The organism is Micromonospora sp. NPDC047730 (genome assembly GCF_043204765.1).
Classification (GTDB): Bacteria; Actinomycetota; Actinomycetes; order Mycobacteriales; family Micromonosporaceae; genus Micromonospora.
On record NZ_JBIDCU010000008.1, the window covers coordinates 146294 to 165252 of the forward strand.

19 protein-coding genes are annotated in these 18959 nt (G+C 73.8%); 6 read left to right on the forward strand and 13 right to left on the reverse strand.

Annotated elements, in window-relative coordinates; genetic code table 11:
- Positions 1 to 19 precede the first annotated feature (19 nt).
- Together ACGF5G_RS19945 and ACGF5G_RS19950 are read right to left on the reverse strand one after the other, a co-directional pair.
- Entirely contained in the window at positions 20 to 922 is a 903-nt protein-coding gene (locus tag ACGF5G_RS19945) for a GNAT family N-acetyltransferase (protein ID WP_393264728.1), read from the reverse strand.
- A gap of 232 nt (positions 923 to 1154) precedes the next feature.
- Positions 1155 to 1850 (reverse strand): DNA polymerase beta superfamily protein, encoded by a 696-nt coding sequence (locus ACGF5G_RS19950; protein ID WP_393264730.1) that lies wholly within the window; start codon positions 1848 to 1850, stop codon positions 1155 to 1157.
- 78 nt (positions 1851 to 1928) lie between these two features.
- Between ACGF5G_RS19950 and ACGF5G_RS19955 the strand changes: the two genes are divergently transcribed.
- On the forward strand, positions 1929 to 2843 hold the full coding sequence (locus ACGF5G_RS19955) for an SDR family oxidoreductase (protein WP_357696349.1): 915 nt from the start codon (positions 1929 to 1931) through the stop codon (positions 2841 to 2843).
- Here ACGF5G_RS19955 and ACGF5G_RS19960 read toward each other — a convergent pair.
- Entirely contained in the window at positions 2834 to 3850 is a 1017-nt protein-coding gene (locus ACGF5G_RS19960; RefSeq protein ID WP_393264733.1) for a helix-turn-helix transcriptional regulator, read from the reverse strand. The two genes, ACGF5G_RS19955 and ACGF5G_RS19960, sit on opposite strands and share 10 nt — an antisense overlap.
- 74 nt (positions 3851 to 3924) lie before the next feature.
- On the opposite strand from ACGF5G_RS19960, the gene ACGF5G_RS19965 reads away from it, so the two are divergent.
- A complete protein-coding gene (locus ACGF5G_RS19965) occupies positions 3925 to 4716 on the forward strand; it encodes an EI24 domain-containing protein (RefSeq protein WP_393264735.1) in 792 nt (263 codons plus the stop codon).
- A gap of 14 nt (positions 4717 to 4730) precedes the next feature.
- On the opposite strand, the gene ACGF5G_RS19970 is transcribed toward ACGF5G_RS19965, so the two are convergent.
- From ACGF5G_RS19970 to ACGF5G_RS20005, 8 genes are all read right to left on the reverse strand, one after another.
- Positions 4731 to 5627, reverse strand: coding sequence for a GNAT family N-acetyltransferase (locus ACGF5G_RS19970; RefSeq protein WP_393264737.1), 897 nt, complete (start codon positions 5625 to 5627; stop codon positions 4731 to 4733).
- A gap of 1 nt (position 5628) precedes the next feature.
- Positions 5629 to 6036: a RidA family protein gene (locus tag ACGF5G_RS19975; RefSeq protein ID WP_393264739.1), complete on the reverse strand. Its 408-nt coding sequence runs from the start codon at positions 6034 to 6036 to the stop codon at positions 5629 to 5631.
- 123 nt (positions 6037 to 6159) lie between these two features.
- Positions 6160 to 7167, reverse strand: a complete 1008-nt coding sequence (locus ACGF5G_RS19980; protein ID WP_393264741.1) for a LacI family DNA-binding transcriptional regulator — start codon at positions 7165 to 7167, stop codon at positions 6160 to 6162.
- Positions 7168 to 7186: 19 nt separating this feature from the next.
- Positions 7187 to 8566, reverse strand: coding sequence for a GH1 family beta-glucosidase (locus ACGF5G_RS19985; RefSeq protein ID WP_393264743.1), 1380 nt, complete (start codon positions 8564 to 8566; stop codon positions 7187 to 7189).
- Positions 8563 to 9396 carry a carbohydrate ABC transporter permease gene (locus ACGF5G_RS19990; protein WP_393264744.1) on the reverse strand — a complete coding sequence of 278 codons (834 nt, stop codon included), beginning with the start codon at positions 9394 to 9396 and terminating at the stop codon, positions 8563 to 8565. Before ACGF5G_RS19990 ends, ACGF5G_RS19985 begins: the two co-directional genes overlap by 4 nt.
- On the reverse strand, positions 9393 to 10403 hold the full coding sequence (locus ACGF5G_RS19995; RefSeq protein WP_393264746.1) for a carbohydrate ABC transporter permease: 1011 nt from the start codon (positions 10401 to 10403) through the stop codon (positions 9393 to 9395). Before ACGF5G_RS19995 ends, ACGF5G_RS19990 begins: the two co-directional genes overlap by 4 nt.
- A 77-nt stretch (positions 10404 to 10480) precedes the next feature.
- On the reverse strand, positions 10481 to 11785 hold the full coding sequence (locus ACGF5G_RS20000; RefSeq protein WP_393264748.1) for an ABC transporter substrate-binding protein: 1305 nt from the start codon (positions 11783 to 11785) through the stop codon (positions 10481 to 10483).
- Positions 11786 to 12085: 300 nt separating this feature from the next.
- Complete coding sequence (locus ACGF5G_RS20005; RefSeq protein WP_393264749.1) at positions 12086 to 12847, reverse strand: maleylpyruvate isomerase family mycothiol-dependent enzyme; 762 nt, start codon at positions 12845 to 12847, stop codon at positions 12086 to 12088.
- A 70-nt stretch (positions 12848 to 12917) separates the two neighbouring features.
- Here ACGF5G_RS20005 and ACGF5G_RS20010 point away from each other — a divergent pair, with 70 nt between their 5' ends.
- Positions 12918 to 14009: a UDP-N-acetylmuramate dehydrogenase gene (locus tag ACGF5G_RS20010; protein WP_393264752.1), complete on the forward strand. Its 1092-nt coding sequence runs from the start codon at positions 12918 to 12920 to the stop codon at positions 14007 to 14009.
- Positions 14010 to 14033: 24 nt separating this feature from the next.
- On the opposite strand, the gene ACGF5G_RS20015 is transcribed toward ACGF5G_RS20010, so the two are convergent.
- Together ACGF5G_RS20015 and ACGF5G_RS20020 are read right to left on the reverse strand one after the other, a co-directional pair.
- A complete protein-coding gene (locus ACGF5G_RS20015; protein ID WP_393264753.1) occupies positions 14034 to 14831 on the reverse strand; it encodes a class I SAM-dependent methyltransferase in 798 nt (265 codons plus the stop codon).
- A 19-nt stretch (positions 14832 to 14850) separates the two neighbouring features.
- Positions 14851 to 15615 (reverse strand): SDR family NAD(P)-dependent oxidoreductase, encoded by a 765-nt coding sequence (locus tag ACGF5G_RS20020; RefSeq protein ID WP_393264756.1) that lies wholly within the window; start codon positions 15613 to 15615, stop codon positions 14851 to 14853.
- A gap of 182 nt (positions 15616 to 15797) precedes the next feature.
- On the opposite strand from ACGF5G_RS20020, the gene mshA reads away from it, so the two are divergent.
- The 3 genes from mshA (at position 15798) to ACGF5G_RS20035 (ending at position 18868) form a co-directional block, all read left to right on the forward strand.
- Positions 15798 to 17153: a D-inositol-3-phosphate glycosyltransferase gene (gene mshA / locus ACGF5G_RS20025; protein ID WP_393264758.1), complete on the forward strand. Its 1356-nt coding sequence runs from the start codon at positions 15798 to 15800 to the stop codon at positions 17151 to 17153.
- Positions 17154 to 17226: 73 nt separating this feature from the next.
- On the forward strand, positions 17227 to 17814 hold the full coding sequence (locus ACGF5G_RS20030) for a YbjN domain-containing protein (protein WP_393264760.1): 588 nt from the start codon (positions 17227 to 17229) through the stop codon (positions 17812 to 17814).
- Positions 17815 to 17893: 79 nt separating this feature from the next.
- On the forward strand, positions 17894 to 18868 hold the full coding sequence (locus ACGF5G_RS20035) for a hypothetical protein (RefSeq protein ID WP_393264762.1): 975 nt from the start codon (positions 17894 to 17896) through the stop codon (positions 18866 to 18868).
- The last annotated feature ends 91 nt before the right edge of the window (positions 18869 to 18959 follow it).

The window sequence follows — 18959 nt, forward strand, 5'->3', positions numbered from 1 at the left end:
GACGCCGGGAGCCGAGCCGTCACACCAGGTCGATCCGCTCCCGCTCGATCGGGTAGCCCGCCCTGGCGAAGGTGGCGGCCATCGGGTGGTTCGTCTGGTCGGTGGCCGCCACGATCTCCTTCATTCCCGCCTCGACCAGCAGGTTGGTTGCCTCGACCAGCAGGTCGTACGCGTACCCGTGCCCGCGCTGCTCGGGCACCACGCCGACGAAGCCGACGATCGGGTCGCTGTGGTTGCGGGCTGGCACGGTGACGCCGACCAGTTCGCCCTCGGGCGTCCAGGCCAGCCGCCACCAGTCGCGCGGGCTCGGCAGCCAGCGCAACAGGTCGAGTTCCTCCTGCGCCGCCGCGTCCGGCCCGTGCTCGGCGGCGGTGTGCCGGGTGTGCGCGTCGAGGCTCCCCTCGCCCACCCGGCGCAGCACGTCGAGGATCACGGCGTCGTCCGGCTCCGGTCGGAACTCCAGCCGGCCGGGGCGGGCGGGCAGCCCGCGCTCCGGCTTCCAGCGGTAGCGGTACCGCTCGACGAGCACCGACATGCCGGCTGCCGTAGCGGCGTCGATCCGGGCCTCGGCCTGGGCGCGGACTGCCGGGTCGTCCCGCCAGCCGGGCGGCAGCGAGAGCGAGTACTCGGCCCGCAGCGGCGCGGTCCGGAGCAGCCGGACCGCCGCCTCCCGGTCGGTGAAGTCGAACCAGTCGAGGGCCAGCGGCGCGGCGTCGTCCGGCCCGCCCCACCAGGCGGCGCGGGCCACCACCACGTCGCCGCGCAGGGCCACCCAGCTCCACTCGGGACGGTACTGGCCGTCGGTGGCCATGTCGGAGTAGTTCTGGCCGAACGCGGCGCGGCCCACCAGCCCGGGGTCGGGCAGCGAGTCGAACAGTTTTTCCTCGCCCACGGTGAGTGGGCGGATGACCAGGTCGGTCATGGGGATCCTTCCGGGTGTGACGTGCTCCCGGGTCAGGACCGTGGCGTCCTCGCGGCCGGGTGGGAGCACAGCGATGTCGTGATGAACACGGTGCCCACCTCCCTTCCAAGATCGAGGACGCCCGAGCAGGCTAGCAATGGCCACCGGCCGGTCCAACCGAATTTCCGGCCCGGTCCTCGAATGCCCCGCCGCCCGCCGCCCGCCGCCCGCCGCCCGCCGCCCGCCGCCCGGGTCAGGGCGCGGTCAGCTCGGGCGGCAGGTGGGCGGCGCGGACGTCGAGCAGCCAGCGTTCCACGGTGGCCTCGTCGGGGCGGTCCGGCAGCGGGGAGCGGGCGCGGTCGAAGTCGCGTTCCGTCTCGGCGAGGAGCGTGCGCGCCTCCTCCAGTTCGCCGTCGGCCACCCGTTCGCCGAATGCCCGGAACCACCCGGGGTCGGCGAGCCGGATCTCCAGCACGCCGGTCGTGTAGAGCAGCCGGCCCTGGTGCACCAGCCGGGCCAGGTGCCGGGCGTGCTTGGCGGTCCGCCGCCGCGTGTCGGCCGAGAACGTGCCGTCGCCCCGGGACTCCAGCTTGCGGAACTGCTGGCCGGCGTAGCCGAGGTAGGCGTCGCGGACGCGGGGCGCGCTGAGGAACGCCGACCGGATGGCGATCAACCGGTCACCGAACTCCGTCCGGGTCTCGTAGCAGTCGTCCGGCAGCCAGGCCAGCTCGGTGGCGGTCGGGTTTCCGCTCAACGCGAGTCGGCACCACTTCGCGGCCTCGTGCAGGGTCGTGTCGGGGGCGGTGGTCACCACCGACTCGCGGGGCGGGCGCAGGCCGTGGAACGCGACGGTGGGCGCGGCGAAGACGCCGATCCGGTCGACGTCGGAGCCCGGCCCGGCCAGCCCGTACGCGACCGAGCCGACGATGCCGGAGAGCAGCAGGTGCATGCCGCCGAGCATGACGCACGGCCCCGGGTGCGGAAAACCGGACTTCCGCTGTCAGGTATTGCTGACAGGCTGGCGGGCATGACGACACCGCTGACAGGGAAGATCGCGCTCGTCGCCGGGGCGACACGGGGCGCCGGCCGGCAGATCGCCGTCCAGTTGGGCGCTGCCGGCGCCACCGTCTACGCCACCGGCCGCAGCACCCGGGCCGGCCGCTCCGAGATGGACCGGCCGGAGACCATCGAGGAGACCGCCGAGCTGGTCACGGCGGCCGGCGGCACCGGCATCGCCGTCCGGGTCGACCACCTCGTCCCCGAGCAGGTGCGCGACCTGGTCGCCCGGATCGACGCCGAGCAGGGCCGACTCGACGTGCTGGTGAACGACATCTGGGGCGGCGACCCGCTGATCACCTGGGAGAAGCCGGTCTGGGAGCAGCCGCTGGACGCCGGCTTCCGCACCCTGCGGCTGGCGGTCGACACGCACATCATCACCAGCCACTTCGCCCTGCCGCTGCTGGTCCGCCGCCCCGGCGGCCTGGTGGTGGAGGTCGGCGACGGCACCAGGGAGTACAACGACGCCAACTACCGGCTCTCGGTCTTCTACGACCTCGCGAAGGTCTCCGTGAACCGGCTCGCGGCGAGTTGGGCGCACGAGGTGGGGCCGCACGGGTGCACGGCCGTCGCGCTGACCCCGGGCTGGCTCCGGTCGGAGGCGATGCTGGAGCTCTTCGGGGTCACCGAGGAGAACTGGCGGGACGCCCTGGACAAGCAGCCGCACTTCGCCATCTCGGAGTCGCCGGCGTTCGTCGGGCGCGCGGTGGCTGCCCTGGCCGCCGACGAGGACCGGGCCCGCTGGAACGGCCGGTCCGTGTCCAGCGGCGAGCTGGCCAAGGTGTACGGCTTCACCGACCTCGACGGCAGCCGCCCGGACGCCTGGCGGTACCTGGTCGAGGTGCAGGACCCCGGTCGGCCGGCCGACGTCACCGGCTACCGCTGACCGTCGGCGTCCGCCCGCGCCGTCCCGGGCCGAGGCCGCGTCGCGTAGAGCGCCGCGGCGCGGGACGTGGCCTCGGCCAGTCGCGCCCGCAGCCCCGGCGGGTCGAGTACCTCGACCTCCGGCCCCAAACCCAGCAACTGGCTGTACGCCACGTCGACGGACTCGACGGGCAGCCGGGTCGTCACCCAGCCCTGCCCGTCGGGACCGTCGGCGGCGGCGACCGCCTCGTCGTACGCGAAGGGGGCGTCGGCCAGGTGCCGGAGCTGGCGCAGGCCGGCGGGGCTCAGCCGGACGGTGACCCGGTCCCGCAGCATGCCCCGGAGGAACGCCTCGGCCTGCTCCCGCCAGTACCGGGCCAGGTCGAAGCCCTCGTCCCGGTCGAACGTCTCCCCGCGCACCGCGACCTCGGTCACCCGGTCCACCCGGTACGTGCGCACGTCGTCGCCGACCCGGCCGACCAGGTACCAGACGCCGCTCTTGAGCACCAGGCCGTACGGGGACAGCTCCCGGGTGACCTCGCGGTCCCCGCGCCGGTAGCGCAGCTCGACCACCCGGTCCCGCCAGACCGCCCCGGCCAGCTCGGTCAGCCACGGCGGCGGCCCCACCTCCCGGAACCAGCCCGGCACGTCCAGGTGGAACCGCTGCCCGGTGCGGGCCGGCGCGTCACGCAGCGCGGGCGGCAGCGCGGCCAGCACCTTCAACTCGGCCGAGGCCACCGCGTCGGCGAGCCCCATGTCGCCGGCCGGCCCGCGCAGCCCGGCCAGGAAGAGCGCCTCCGCCTCGTCCCGGGTCAGCCCGGTCAACCGGGTCCGGTAGCCGCCGAGCAGCCGGTAGCCGCCGGTTCGCCCCCGGTCGGAGTAGACCGGCACCCCGGCGGCGGAGAGCGCCAGCACGTCCCGGTAGACGGTCCGCTCGGACACCTCCAACTCCCGCGCCAGCTCGGCCGCGGTCATCGTCTCCCGCGCCTGGAGCAGCAACACCAACGAGATCAACCGGGCCGCCCGCACCCGTCCATCCTGCCCCGGTGCCGTACGACCGCTGTCGGGGCATCGGCCGTCGGCGACCACTAGGCTCTGCGGTCGTGAACGCACCCCGTATCGCCGCGCCCGTGACCGGCGCCGTCGGCCGGTTCTTCACCGGCGTGGGCCTGCTCCTGCGCGGCCTCGGCCTCTACGTCCGCAGCCCCGGGCTGATGCTGCTCGGTATCGTGCCGGCGCTGATCTCCGGTGTGCTCTTCGTGGCCGCGTTCGCCACCCTGGCGTACTTCGTCGACGACCTGGCCGCGCTGGTCACGCCGTTCGCCGACGACTGGTCGGCCACCTGGCGCAACCTGGTCCGGGTGGTCGCCGGGCTGGCCTTCCTCGGCATCGGCGGCCTGCTCGCGGTGGTCAGCTTCACCGCGGTCACCCTGGTCATCGGCGACCCGTTCTACGAGAAGATCTCCGAACGGGTCGAGGAGCGCCTCGGCGGCACGCCCGGCGCGGTCGACGTGGCGTTCTGGCCGTCGCTGCGGCGCAGCCTCGCCGACTCGGTACGGCTGGTGGGCCTGTCGGTGCTGTTCGGCATCCCGCTCTTCGCCGTCGGGTTCGTCCCGGTGGTCGGCCAGACCGTGGTGCCGGTGATCGGCGCGGCGGTCGGCGGCTGGCTGCTCGCCGTGGAACTGGTCGGCGCCCCCTTCTACCGGCGCGGGATGCGGCTGCCGGAGCGCCGGTCGATCCTCAAGGCGGACCGGCCGACCACGCTCGGCTTCGGGGTGGCGGTCTTCGTCTGCTTCCTGATCCCGCTCGGCGCGGTGCTGGTCATGCCGGCCGCCGTCGCCGGGGCGACCCTGTTGGCCCGCCGCTCGCTAGGCCAGCCCATCACGGCGGGCTGACGCGTGCGGGGCCGTCAGGACAGCTCGCGCAGGCAGGACCAGCTCGATCCGACCGGGCGGTAGCCGAGCCGGACGTTGACCGCCAGCATCGGCGCGTTCGCCTCGTCGTTCGAGGTGTAGGCGACGCGTACCCCGGTGGCGGCGGCGCGGTGCAGCGCCGCCGTCTTGGCCAGGCGGGCGAGCCCGCGCCCCCGGTGCTCCGGCACCGTGGCGGTGTAGTCCGACCACATCCGGTCGCCGTCCCGCTTGACGAGGCTGAACGCCACCACCTCGCCGCCGACCTCGGCCGCCGTGCTGGCCGCGCGGTCCAGGCCCAGGTTGTCCCAGACCTCGGAGCGCCAGCTCTCGTAGCTGATCGAGTCGGCCGGCACGTCCCCCGGCTCGTCGGCCGCCGCCGCCGTCTCGGCCAGGTAGACCCGACGCGGGTCCACGTCGGTCAGCGGGAGCAGCCGTACGCCCGGCGGCGGCTCCGGCATCGGCGGGGCCGGCCGCAGGTCCAGCGCGGAGTAACGCAGCTCCCGGCTCGGCGTGAACCCGTGCCGGCGGGCGAACGGCAGCGACTCCGGCAGCGCCCAGGTACGTACCCGGCGCGCCCCGATGTCCCGCAGGTGCCCCAGCGCGGCGGTCAGCAGCGCGGTGCCGCCGCCCCGGCCCCGGTGCTCCGGGTGCACGTGCAGGGTGGAGACCTCCCCGACGTCGGGCTCCGAGGTCCGGTCGTTGCGGTACGCCGACACCCAGCCGACCACCGTGTCGTCCACCTCGACGACGTACGCGGTCCAGTCCTCACTGGGCGGGGGCTGGGCGATCATGCGTCGGGTCGAGTCGACGCCGCGCACCAGGTAGGGATGCACGAGCGCGCGCAGCGCCACCACGGCCGGCGCGTCGTCGGGGCGGGCGGTCCGGACCCGCATGTCAGGCCCCTTCGCGGACGGCGGCGACGGCCTCGACCTCGACGAGCTGGTCGGTGTAGCCGAGCACGGCCACCCCGAGCAGGGTGCTGGGCGGCTCGTGGTCGCCGAACACGTCCCGGACCACCTCCCACACGGCCACCAGGTCGGCCTGGCGGGACGACGCCACGTAGACGGTGGTCTTGACGACGTCGGTGAGCCGGGCGCCGGCCGCCGCGAGGGCGGTCTCCAGGTTGGCCATCACCTGCCGGGCCTGGCCGACGGGGTCGCCGGGCGCGACGGTCCGCCCCTCGGCGTCGAGCGGGCAGGCGCCGGCGGTGAAGACTAGCCGGGCCGGCGGCTCGACCGTGGCCGCGTACGCGTACTCGGCGACGTCGGAGAGGGCAGGTACGCGGATCAGGTTCGCGGTCACGCGCGCGACGCTACCGGCGCCCGTATTGCGCCTCTACGGATTAATCCGGCACCGGACGGGTGCGGCGTTAGGAAGGGGCCCTTCCTATACAGAAGGCGTTAACAAGGTGCCCTTCCTTACACATCAGGCCGACCCGCGGACCACCAGCTCGGTGGGGAGCACCACGGCCCGCTCGATCGCCTCCCCGGCGGCCAGCCGCAGCAGCAGCCGGGTCATCCGCCGGCCGAGCTCCACGATCGGCTGGCGGACGGTGGTCAGCGGGGGCTCGGTGTACGCGGCCGTCTCGATGTCGTCGAAGCCGATCACCGCCACGTCGTCCGGCACCCGCCGCCCCGCCTCGCGCAGCGCCCGCAGGGCAGCGTGCGCCATCAGGTCGGAGGCGGCGAAGACCGCGTCCAGGTCGGGGTGCTCGGCGAGGAGCTGCCGCATCGCCGTCGTCCCGGACTCGCGGGTGAAGTCGCCGGTCGCCACGAGCTCCGGCAGCCCGGCCTCGGCGACCGTGTTCCGATAGCCGGTGAGCCGTTCGATACCGGCCACCATGTCCTGCGGGCCGGCGATGGTGGCGATGCGCCGGCGACCGCCCGCGATCAGGTGCCGGACCGCCGTGGTCACCCCGCCGACGTGGTCGACGTCGACGTACGGCACGTCGGCGCCGTCGAGCGGGCGACCGCTGCACACCACCGGGATGCCCAGCCGGGCGAGCCGGCCGGGCAGCGGGTCCTCGCCGTGCAGCGAGGCGAAGAGCACCCCGTCCACGTGCCGCCCGGTGGTGTAGCGCTCCACCCGGTCGTGCCCAGCCGGCGAGCCGGCGAGCATGAGCACGAGCTGCTTGTCGGCGGCCTCCAGCTCCTGGGCGGCGCCCCGGATGATGCCCGGGAACACCTGGTCGTCGGAGAAGACCCGGGTGGCGGCCTCCGGCAGCACCAGGGCGACCGAGTCGGTCCGCTGGGTGACCAGGCTGCGGGCGGCCAGGTTCGGCACGTATCCCAGCTCGGCCACCGCCCGGCGGACCGCCTCCCGGATCGGCTCGGCGACGGTCGTGGAGCCGTTCACCACCCGGGAGACGGTCGCCCGCGAGACCCCCGCCCGCCGGGCCACCGCCTCCAGTGTCGGCCGCTGCGCCGTCGTCATCCCCGTTACCACCGCCTCGTCACAGCCCGTTCCGGGAGATCACCTCCTGGTACCACCGGGCGCTGGACTTCGGTGTGCGGCGCTGGGTCAGGTAGTCGACGTGGATGATCCCGAACCGTCGGCGGTACCCCTCGGCCCACTCGAAGTTGTCCAACAACGACCATACGAGATAGCCCCGCAGGTCCACCCCTCGGGAGATCGCCTCGTGCGCGGCGCGCAGGTGCCCGTCGAGGTAGGCGATCCGGTCGGCGTCGAGCACCTGCCCGGCGCCGTCGGGGGCGTCGGTGCCGGCCTTGTCGGGAAACGCGGCGCCGTTCTCGGTGATCAGCAGCGGCACGCCGGGGTAGTCGGTGGCGAGCCGCTCCAGCAGCCGGGTCAGCCCGGCCGGCTCGATCATCCAGCCCATGTCGGTCAGCGGCCCGACCGGCGGCAGGAACTCGACCGCGCCGTCGGTGCCCGGATACGCGCTGCCGCCCGCGCCGTCCGGCCGGCCGGCGACGTAGGTGGGCGCGTAGTAGTTGACCCCGAGCAGGTCGATCGGGGCGGCGATCAGCTTCTCGTCGCCGTCCCGGACGAACGTCGGCTCGACGATCCGGGCCACGTGCTCCAGCACGTCCTCCGGGTAGGCCGCCCGCAGCAGCGGGTCGAGGAAGATCCGGTTGTGCAGGCCGTCCACCAGGCGGACCGCCGCCGCGTCCGCGGCGCTGTCGGCGTCGGCGGGGCGCACGTCGGCCGGGTTGACGGTGATCCCGACGGTCTCCGCGCCGGCCGCGCGCAGCGCGCGGGCCGCCAGGCCGTGCCCGAGCAACAGGTGGTGTACGGCGGCGAAGGCCGCGCCCGGGTCCCGTTCCCCGGGGGCGTGCACCCCGTTGCCGTAGCCCAGGTACGCCGAGCACCACGGCTCGTTGAGCGTGGTCCAGGTGCGCACCCGGTCGCCGAGCCGGGCGTGCACCGCCGTGGCGTACGTGGCGAGGTGCTCGGCGGTCTCCCGGTTGGTCCAGCCGCCCCGGTCCTGGAGGTTCTGCGGCAGGTCCCAGTGGTAGAGCGTGATGATCGGGTCGATGCCCCGGTCCAGCAGCGCGTCGGTGAGCCGGTCGTAGAAGTCCAGGCCGCGCGGGTTGACCGGGCCGCTGCCGTCGGGTTGGATCCGTGGCCAGGCCACCGAGAAGCGGTACGCCTTCAGCCCCAGCTCCGCCATCAGCGCCACGTCGTCGGCGTACCGGTGATAGTGGTCGCAGGCGACGTCGCCGGTGTGCCCGTGGTGGACCTTGCCCGGCGTACGGCTGAAGGTGTCCCAGATCGACGGGCCGCGACCGTCGGCGGTGGCCGCGCCCTCGATCTGGTACGCGGCGGTCGCCGCGCCCCAGACGAAGTTCTCGGGGAATCGCAGAGTGCTCACGACTTGATCGCACCTTCCATGATGCCGCCGATGATCTGGCGGCCGAACAGGACGAAGACCAGGAGCAGCGGAAGGGTGGCGATAGCCGTCCCCGTGAACACCTGGGACATGTCGGTGTAGTACCCGTCGGAGAGGGTGCGCAACGCCAGCTGCACGGTCGGGTTCTCCGGATCGTTGAGGACGGCGTACGGCCAGAGGAAGTCGTTCCAGGTCGTCATGAAGGTGAGCAGCCCGAGCACGGCGGCGGCCGGGCGCAGCGCCGGCAGCACCACGTTCCAGTAGATCCGCGCGGTGCCGCAGCCGTCGATCCGGGCCGCCTCGATCAGCTCGTTGCTGACGGCCTGGCCGGCGTACTGCCGCATCATGAACACCCCGAAGCCGGTGACCAGGGCCGGCACGATCACCGCCGGCAGCCGGTCGTTCCAGTTCAGCCTGGTCATCAGCAGGTAGAGCGGGATGACGCCGAGCTGGGTGGGCACCATCATCGTCGCGATGATGACCATGAGCAGTGCGTTGCGTCCCCGGAACCGCAGCTTGGCGAAGGCGAACCCGGCCAGGGTGGAGAAGAAGACCACCGAGACGGTGACCGTGGACGCCACGATCGCCGAGTTGACCAAACCGGTGACGAAGTACGCGTCGGTGTTGCCGAGCAGGCGGGAGATGTTCGCGCCGAGGTTGCCGCCGGGGGTGACCGGGGGCGGGAGCTGGCCCATCGCGTCGTTGGAGCGGCTCGCCACCACGAACATCCAGTAGATCGGGAAGATCGACAGGACCCCGGCGGCGATCAGCGCGGCGTAGGTGAGCCGGCTGGCGGCCCAGAGGCGGGTCATCGGGGTCCTTCCTTCGGCCTCGCGTCCACCTTCGGGGGCCGCGAGGCACCGAGCCGGCGCAGGAGCAGCACGTTGACCGCCGCGACGACCGCGATCAGCGCGAAGAGCAGCCACGCCACCGCCGAGCCGTACCCGAAGTTGTAGTGGGGCGCGAAGGCGTTCTCGAACATGTACATGGTCACGGTCTGCGACTCCCGCAGCGGCCCGCCGCGGATCGGGTTGGTCCCGGAGTGGAAGAGCCGGGGCTCGGTGAAGAGCTGGAGCCCGCCGATGGTGGAGATGATGACGGTGAAGATGATCGTCGGCTTGAGCAGCGGCACGGTGATCGACCAGAACTGCCGGGCCCGGCCGGCGCCGTCGATGGCGGCCGACTCGTACAGGTCGCGCGGGACGGCCTGCATCGCGGCCAGGAAGATCAGCGCGTTGTAGCCGGTCCACCGCCAGTCGACCATCGCCGAGATGGCCACCCAGGACGCGAACCGGTTGGACTTCCACTCGACGGCGTCGATCCCGACCAGGTCGAGCAGCCAGTTGACCATGCCGAACTCGCGGCCGAAGAGCACCCCGAAGACGATCGCGACGGCGGCGGTCGAGGTGATGTTGGGGATCAGCACCGCCATCCGGAACGTCGTCCGGGCCCGCAGCCGCCGGTTGAGCAGGTTGGCCAGCCAGAGCGCGGCCAGTAGCTGCGGGACCGTGGAGATGACGAAGATGCCGAGGGTGTTGACGACCGCGTGCCAGAAGTCGGTGTCCGCCAGCAGGCGGCTGTAGTTGTCGAGGCCGACGAACGGGTGGTCGCTGCCGAGCAGGTCCCAGTCGTGCAGCGAGACCCAGAACGTGTAGGCCAGCGGGTAGACCCCGAACACCGCGAAGAGCACGAAGAACGGGGCGACGAAGAGGTAGGGCGAGAACTTCGTGTCGAGGCGGCTGAGCCGCATCCCCGGCGTACGTCGGCCGGTGCGGGGCGCCGGTGCGACCGGTGGGCGCGCGTCGAGCTGGGCGGTCATGCCCGAACCACACTCCTTTCCCGGTGCGGGCGGGATCGGCGCCCCCGGCGCCCACCCGCCCGCACTTCCGGTTCGGGCTACTTGGCGGCGGCCTTCTTCGCGTTGTTCACCGCGTCCGTCCAGCCCTGTTCGGGGCTGCGCTGACCGAGTTCGACCGTGCGGACGGCGTTCTCGACCTCGGTGCGGACGGCCTGGTTCTTCGGCCCCATGTAGACCGGCTTGAGGGTCTTGGCGCCCTCACCGAAGATCTGCCCCACCGGGGCGTCCGAGAAGTACGCGTTCTTGGCGTCGACGATCGCCGGGTCGGCGAGTGCCTGCGGCGAGGAGGGCAGCGGGCCCTTGGCCTTGAACGCCCCGATCTGGCCCTTGGCGCTGGTCAGGAACTTCGCCAGCTCGATCGCCTCGGCGCGGTGCTTGCTCTGCGCGGGCACGGCGAGCCAGGACCCGCCCCAGTTGCCGCCGTTGCCGGGCACCCGGGCGATGTCCCACCTGCCCTTGGCCTCGGCGCCCGCGTTGCCCTCGATGACGCCGGTCATCCAGGCCGGGCAGGCGATGGTGGCGAACTTGGCCTGTTTGAAGGCCGAGACCCACTCCTCGGACCAGGAGCCGTACTTGCCGGACAGCCCGGAGTCAACGATGTCCATCGTGGTGTCCCAGGCCTGCCGGACGGCCGGGTTGCTGTCCACCACCAGGTTGTCGGCGGTGTCGTAGTAGTGGTAGCCCTGCGCGTTGCCCGCTGTCTGGAGCACGATGGTGTTGAAGATGTTGGTCGCGGCGTCCAGGAACGAGGCGCCGGTGTTCTTCGCCTTGAACTGCTCGCCGACCTTGATGTAGTCCTGCCAGGTCGGCCAGAGCTTCGACACCTCGTCGCGCTCGGTGGGCAGGCCGGCCTTGGCGAACAGGTCCTTGCGGTAGCACATCGCCATGCCGCCGACGTCGGTGCCCAGGCCGATCAGCTTGCCGTCCTGGGTCATCCCGCCCTTCCACTTCCACTCCAGGAAGTTGCCCTGGAGTTCGGCCCCGCCGTGGTCGAGCAGGTTGACGAAGTTGTCGGGGTTGGCCTTGTACTCGACCATCAACCCCTCTTCGATGGCGACGACGTCGCCCGCGCCCTTGCCGGCGGCGAGCCACTGGGTCAGCTTCGGCGAGTAGTCGTCGAGGTTGGTGCCGGTGCCCCGCTCGACGATCTTCACGCCGGGGTGGCTGGCCATGTACTCCTTGTAGAGCTCCTCGTAGCCGAACTGGCTGAACACGTCGACCGTCAGCGTGATCTGGCCGTTGTCGGCGGGTTCGTCGCCGCCGGCGCAGCCGGCGGCGACGAACAGTGCGGTGGCGGCGACGAGAGCCACCGCCGCCAGGCGGCGGCGCGGAAAGACACCCATTTCTGTCGGACCCCTCTCAGGTCGTCTGAGGTGGCGAGGCAGGTGGTGGAACAGAGCTGAGAGAGCGCTCTCACGACAGGGTGGTGCCTGGTGGGGGCGGTGTCAAGAGAGCGCTCTCAATGCCGTACGGAGACCGCCGCCGCCGGGCCGGCCACGGACCGCACGGCCGAGGCGGAGTTGGCCGCCGACCGGAGCCGGCGAGGGCTGCGACGCCAGTGGCCGCCCCCGGGACGGGGGCGGCCACTGGCGGACGTGCGGCGTAACCGCGCGGAGCCCTCGGGGCCCGGCTCCGCGCGGAGGTCAGCCGACGCGCAGACCCTCCAGCAGGGTGGGGTCGCCGGCCACGTCGAGCGTGTCGAAGCTGACCCGGCCCCAGAGCGCGAGCAGCAGGTCGCTCGCCGTGCCGCTGACCTGCGCCCGGGCGTGGTGGTCGTCGTGGTCGAAGATGGTGGCGGTGTCCAGCAGGGCCACCCCCTCGCCGCGCAGCCGGAGGAACCACTGCTGGGCGGCGTCGACCGCGGAGAGCTGCACCACCCCGTGCCACTGGCCGGCGGTGCGGCGCCGGCCGGCGGGCAGCCAGGTGTCCAGCACCTCGCTCACCCCGTCGGCGGCGAGCTTGGCCTCGACCGGCTCACCGGCGGCGATCGCCAGCTGGGCGTCCCAGCGGTGCACCGCGGTCTCGTGCGCCATCCGGCGCGGCCAGAAGCCCGCCTTCTTCGGCTGGGGGGCCCAGTTCCAGGCCGGGGCCTCGGGGTCGAGGGCGTCGAAGAGGGTCATCAGCTGGTCGTACTCCTGCTGCCAGAGCCGGAGCGGGGCGACGCCGGCCTCCGGCTCGATCCGCTCGGGCCGGCCCGGCGGCCGGCTGGCCGCGCCGGCGCCCGCGAACGAGTGCACCCAGCGGTAGATGGCGGCGAGGTGCAGGGTCAGGTCGGCGACGGTCCAGCCGGGACAGGACAGCACCGGGGTCTCCGGTGGCGCCTCCGCCACGGCCGCGGCGAACGCCGGGCCCTCCGCCCGGAGCGCACCGATCCAGAAGTCCTTCGTGCCGTGCAGTCTGCTCATCGCCATCCTCCCGGGGGTGACCGGGCCACCAGTGGGCGCCGCGGCTACCCCTCAGCCTAGGGTGAAAGGCGTGTCTGACGTCTACGCCCAGCCGACAACCGGCACCGAACCCGCCGCTACGTGCGAACTGGCGCGATACACCACATTGCGCCTGGGTGGACCGGCCGGACGCGTCGTGGCCGGCACCGACGCGGACGAGATCGTCCGGGCGGTGCGGGAGGCGGGCGAACGGGACGAGCCGGTCCTGGTCCTCGCCGGCGGCAGCAACGTGGTGATCGGTGACGCCGGCTTCCCCGGCACCGTGGTCCTGGTCCGCTCCCGGGGCCTCCGGGTGGTCGACGAGGACGCCGCGACCGTCACCGTACGCGTCGAGGCCGGCGAGCCCTGGGACGACCTGGTCGCCGCCACCGTGGCCAACGGCTGGTCCGGTCTGGAGTGCCTCTCCGGCATCCCCGGCTCGACCGGCGCCACCCCGATCCAGAACGTCGGCGCGTACGGGCAGGAGGTCGCCGAGACCATCACCGGCGTGCGGGTCCACGACCGGGTCGACGGGACGGTCGGGCGGATCGCCGCCGCCGACTGCGGCTTCGCCTACCGCTCCAGCGTCTTCAAGTACAGCGACCGCTGGGTGGTGCTGTCGGTCGACTTCCGGCTGGCCCGCTCGCCGCTGTCCGGCCCGGTGCGCTACGCCGAGCTGGCCCGGGCGCTCGGCGTGGAGGTGGGGGACCGGGTGCCGCTGGCCGACGCCCGGGCCACGGTGCTGCGGCTGCGCGCCGGCAAGGGCATGGTGCTCGACGCGACCGACCCGGACACCCGGTCGGTCGGCTCGTTCTTCACCAACCCGGTGCTGGACCGCGCGGCGTACGAGCTGCTGTGCGAGCGCGCCGCCGACCTGGGCGAGCCGCCGTCGTGGCCCTGCCCCGGGGACATGGTGAAGATCAGCGCCGCCTGGCTGATCGACAAGGCCGGCTTCGGCAAGGGCCACCCGGGCCCGGAGGGCACCGCCATCTCCGGCAAGCACACCCTCGCCCTGACCAACCGCGGCGGCACCGCCAGCACCGCCGCCCTGGTCGAGCTGGCCCGGGAGATCCGCGACGGCGTCCACCGCCGCTTCGGCGTCACCCTCCACCCCGAACCCGTCCTCGTCAACTGCACCATCTGATGCTCGCCCCGGCGGCTGGCGCGGTCAGGTGGGGGAGACGGCAGGCCAGGGGAGGGTGAGCTCGCCGTGGCGCCAGCGGCGGGGGCCGTCGAGGATCGGCCAGCCCGACGCGCGTACGGCGGACACCGCGTGGAGCCAGCGCTGGCGGGGGCCGAACGGGGCGTAGCCGGCGGCGGCGTGCCAGGCGTCGTCGAGCGCCCCGATCAGGTCGTGGATCCGCTCGCCGGGGACGTTGCGGTGGATGAGCGCCTTGGGTAGCCGTTCGGCCAGTTCCGCCGGGGTGCCCAGGGTGGTGAGCTTCGCGGCCAGGGTGAGCGTCTGGGGGCCCTCCGCGTCGAGCAGCACCCAGCCGCCGAGCCGGCCCAGCTCGTCGCAGGTGCCCTCCACCAGCAGCCCGCCCGGGGCCAGCGCGGCGGTCATCGTCCGCCAGGCGTCGGCCACCTCGCGCTCGTCGTACTGGCGCAGGACGTTGAACGCGCGGACCAGGGCGGGACGCAGCCCGGCCAGCTCGAACCCGCCCCGGGCGAACGTCAGCCGGGGCGGGTCGGCGGCGGGCTGGGCGGCGGCCACGCGTACCGGATCGATCTCCAGCCCGACCACCCGCACGTCGGCGCGGACCCCGGCGGCGAGCCGGGCGCGCAGCTCGACGGCGGTGACCGGGGTGGCGCCGTAGCCGAGGTCCACCACCAGCGGGTCGGCGGCGTCGCGCAGCGCCTCCCCGCAGGTCTCGACGATCCAGTTGTCCACCCGGCGGAGCCGGTTGGGGTTGGTCGTCCCCCGGGTCACCACGCCGAGCGGCCGGTGCCGCGCCGTGCCCGCCATCGTCGACCGCCGGTCCGGCTCAGCCGACCCGGTGCACCTTGTGCTGGGCGGCCTGCGCCAGCGGGCGTACCACGAGGCGGTCGACGTTGACGTGCTGCGGGCGGGTCGCGCACCAGGCGACGCAGTCGGCGACGTCCTCGGCGACCAGCGGCTCGGCGACCCCGGCGTAGACCGCCGCCGCCTTCTCGGCGTCCCCGCCGAAGCGCACCAGCCCGAACTCGTCGGTCTTCACCATGCCGGGGTCGATCTCCACCACCCGGACCGGGCGGCCGCACAACTCCAGGCGCAGGGTGCCGGCGACGGCCGTCTGCGCGTGCTTGGCGGCGGTGTAGCCGCCACCGCCCTCGTAGACGGTGAGGCCGGCGGTCGAGGAGACGATCACGATGGTGCCGGCCCCGGACGCCTCCAGCGCGGGCAGCAACGCCTGGGTGACGCGCAGCGTGCCGAGCACGTTGACGTCGTACATCCACTGCCAGTCGCCGACCGACCCGGACTCGACCGGGTCCAGGCCGCGCGCGCCGCCGGCGTTGTTGACCAGCAGGGTGACCGGCCCCGGCGCAGCGGCCGCGACCTCGGCGAGCCCGGCCACCGACTCGTCGGAGGTGACGTCGCAGGGCACGGCGGTGGCCGCGCCCCCCGCCGCCTCGATCTCCGCGATCAGGGCGGCCAACCGGTCGGTACGCCGCGCGGCGGCGAGCACGTGGAAGCCCTCGGCGGCGAGCCGGCGGGCGGTGGCCGCGCCGATCCCGCTGGACGCTCCGGTGACGACGGCGACAGAGGTCATCCGGCCATTCTCACCCGGCCGGCCGCGCCGGGCGCCCTCGGCGCGGTGATGAGGTCCGTCACGCCCGGGGGTCGCCCCCGCGCATCAGCGGGGCGGGATCGGGAAGATGACATCCGGCGAGGACGTTGTCCGAAAAGCGCCGGGCGTGCGGGACGGCATAAACCGTGACAGAGGGAGCGGACGTGGCGGAAGTGCACACCGGTGTGGGTCGTCAGCGCGGTGCGCGTCCGTGGCCCCGCCCCCGGCGGATCGCCACCGTCTCGGTGCACACCTCGCCCCTGCACCAGCCGGGCACCGGCGACGCGGGCGGCATGAACGTCTACATCCTCGAGGTCGCGCGGCGGCTCGCCGAGGCGGACGTCGAGGTGGAGATCTTCACCCGGGCGACCTCCGGCGACCTGCCCCCGGTCGTCGAGACGGCCCCCGGCGTGCACGTCCGGCACGTCACCGCCGGCCCGCTCGAAGGGCTCACGAAGGAGGAGCTGCCGGGTCAGCTCTGCGCCTTCACCGCCGGCGTGCTGCGCGCCGAGGCGTCCCGCCCACCGGGCCACTACGACCTGATCCACTCCCACTACTGGCTCTCGGGCCAGGTCGGCTGGCTGGCCAAGGAACGCTGGGGCGTGCCGCTGGTGCACACCGCGCACACCCTCGCGAAGGTCAAGAACGCCCAGCTCGCCGCCGGGGACCGGCCGGAACCCAAGGCCCGCGTCATCGGCGAGGAACAGGTGGTCGCCGAGGCCGACCGGCTCGTCGCGAACACCGCGGTCGAGGCCCGGGACCTGATCGACCGGTACGACGCGGACCCGACCCAGGTGGCGATCGTCGAGCCCGGCGTGGACCTGGACCGGTTCCGCCCCGCCCCCGCGGGTCACCAGCGCGCCGCCCGCCGCCGGCTCGGGCTGCCCGCCACCGGGTACGTGGTGGCCTTCGTCGGCCGCATCCAGCCGCTGAAGGCCCCGGACGTGCTCGTCCGCGCGGTGGCCGCGCTGCGCGAGCGCGACCCGGCGCTCGCCGACGAGGTGACCGTGGTGATCTGCGGCGGCCCCAGCGGCAGCGGCCTGGACCGGCCGACCGCCCTGATGGAGCTGGCCGCCTCGCTCGGCGTCGCCGACCGGGTGCGGTTCCTGCCGCCGCAGACGGGCGACGACCTGCCCGCCCTGTACCGGGCGGCCGACCTGGTGGCGGTGCCGTCGCACAACGAGTCCTTCGGGCTGGTGGCGCTGGAGGCCCAGGCCTGTGGCACGCCGGTGGTGGCCGCCGCCGTCGGCGGGCTGGTGACCGCGGTCCGGGACCAGGTCAGCGGCCTGCTCGTCGACGGCCACGACCCGGTCGACTGGGCCCGTACGCTCGGCCGTCTGCTGCCCGACCGGCTCCGCCGGGCCGAGCTGTCCCGGGGCGCGGCCCGGCACGCCCGCGCGTTCTCCTGGCAGCGGACGGCCTCGGGGCTGCTCGCCGTCTACGGCGACGCGATCGCCGGCCACCGGGCCCGGCTCGCCTCCGAGCTGGCCGGCGACGCGGCGATGTCCTGCTCCTGGTGATCGGCCCGGTCGCCGGTGGCGGGCCGTCCGTCGCCACCGGGTGCCGGGGCGGGGGCGGCCGTAGAGTGGGCCGATGAGCGCGAAGGACGATCTGGCGGCCCTGATCGAGGCGGTCTGCGACGAGCGGGAGCTGGCCTGGGAGTCGACCGGCCCGGGCTCGTACGCGGTCACGCTGCCGGGCACCCACAAGCTGAAGACGGTCTGCAACCTGATCGTCGGCGAGCACGCGCTGCGGATCGAGGCGTTCGTGATGCGCCAGCCGGACGAGCGCCGCGAGGAGCTGTGGGCCTGGCTGCTGCGACGCAACGCCCGGATGTACGGGGTGTCCTTCTCCGTCGACGCGGTCGGCGACGTCTACCTGACCGGCCGGGTCAACCCGGCGGGGATCGACGCCGACGAGCTGGACCGGCTGCTCGGCGCGGTGCTGACGTACGCCGACGAGTCCTTCGACACGATGCTGGAGATCGGCTTCGGCAGCTCGATCCGCCGGGAGTGGGAGTGGCGGGTCAAGCGGGGCGAATCCACCGCGAACCTCGCGGCGTTCGCGCACCTCTTCGAGCCGTCCCCGGCCGCCGCCGGCGCGGGCTCCGCGGGGGCCGCCGGCACCGGGGGCGGCGCTCCCGGTGCGGGTGCCCCGGCGGGAGGTTCGGACCGGTCCTGACGGGTATGCCGCACCGCGCGGCGCGGCACTGGGACCCGCCGCGCGCCGAGGACCAACTGTCGAGGAGCGTGAGCGTCCCATGGCTCAGCGGAACAGCTCAGGTCGCGGCGGGACTGCGACCAGGACGAAACGGCAGGCGGGCAACCAGACCCCGAACACGCCGGGGATCTCCGAGTCCGACATCTCGCGGATGAAGGTGGACGAGATCCGGGGGCAGTTGCGCCGGCGCGGGGTCTCCGGGATCTCCGCGCTGCGCAAGCCGGAACTGGTGAAGACCCTGGTGCGGGCCCTGAGTGCGGAGCGCCGCGCGGGCGGTGCCGCCCGCCGCAGCACCGGGCCCGCCGGCCGCGCGACGGGGACGAAGGCATCGGCCGGCCGGGCCGCCGCCACGAAGAAGGCGGCTGCCGGACGGGCCGCGGGCAAGGCCGCCCCGAGCCGGGCGAAGGCCGCGAACAAGACCGCCCCGGCGAAGAAGGCCCCGGCGAAGAAGGCCCCGGCCCGGAAGGCCGCCGCGAAGGCGGCCCCCGCCAAGAAGGCGGCCCCCGCCAAGAAGGCGGCGGCGAAGAAGACCGCGCCCGCGAAGAAGATCGCGCCGGCCCGGAAGACCACGGCGGCGAGGAAGTCCGCGCCGGCGTCGTCGCGGGCCGGCCTGGCGGGTGGCGGTACGGCGACGAAGGCGACCCCGGTCCGGACCGGCCGTGCCTCCTCGCGGTCGGTGCGTTCCTCGCAGGTGATCACCTCGATCGCCGACCGGCCCGAGCGCCCCGGCCGCAGTCTGGTCACCGCGAACCACGACGTGATCCGGCGCTGGGCGCAGGAGCGCGGCGCGACGCCGGCCACGATCGCGGGCACCGAGCGGGAGGGCCGGGCCGGCGTGCTCACGTTCAACATCCCCGGTTACCGGGAAAGCAGCCGGGTGCGCGAGATCACCTGGGACGAGTGGTTCCGCACCTTCGACGATCGCAAGCTGAACCTGATCTACCAGGAGCAGCTCCGCGACGGCCGGCCCAGCAACTTCTTCCGTACGGAATCCCCGGATCGTGAGGACGCCTGACGTGTTTGGGGGAATGGCCGACGGGTATCCACCGTTGGCCACGACGGAGGACCGAGGCAACTACATCCGGGTGGGACACCGGGTGCTGTGA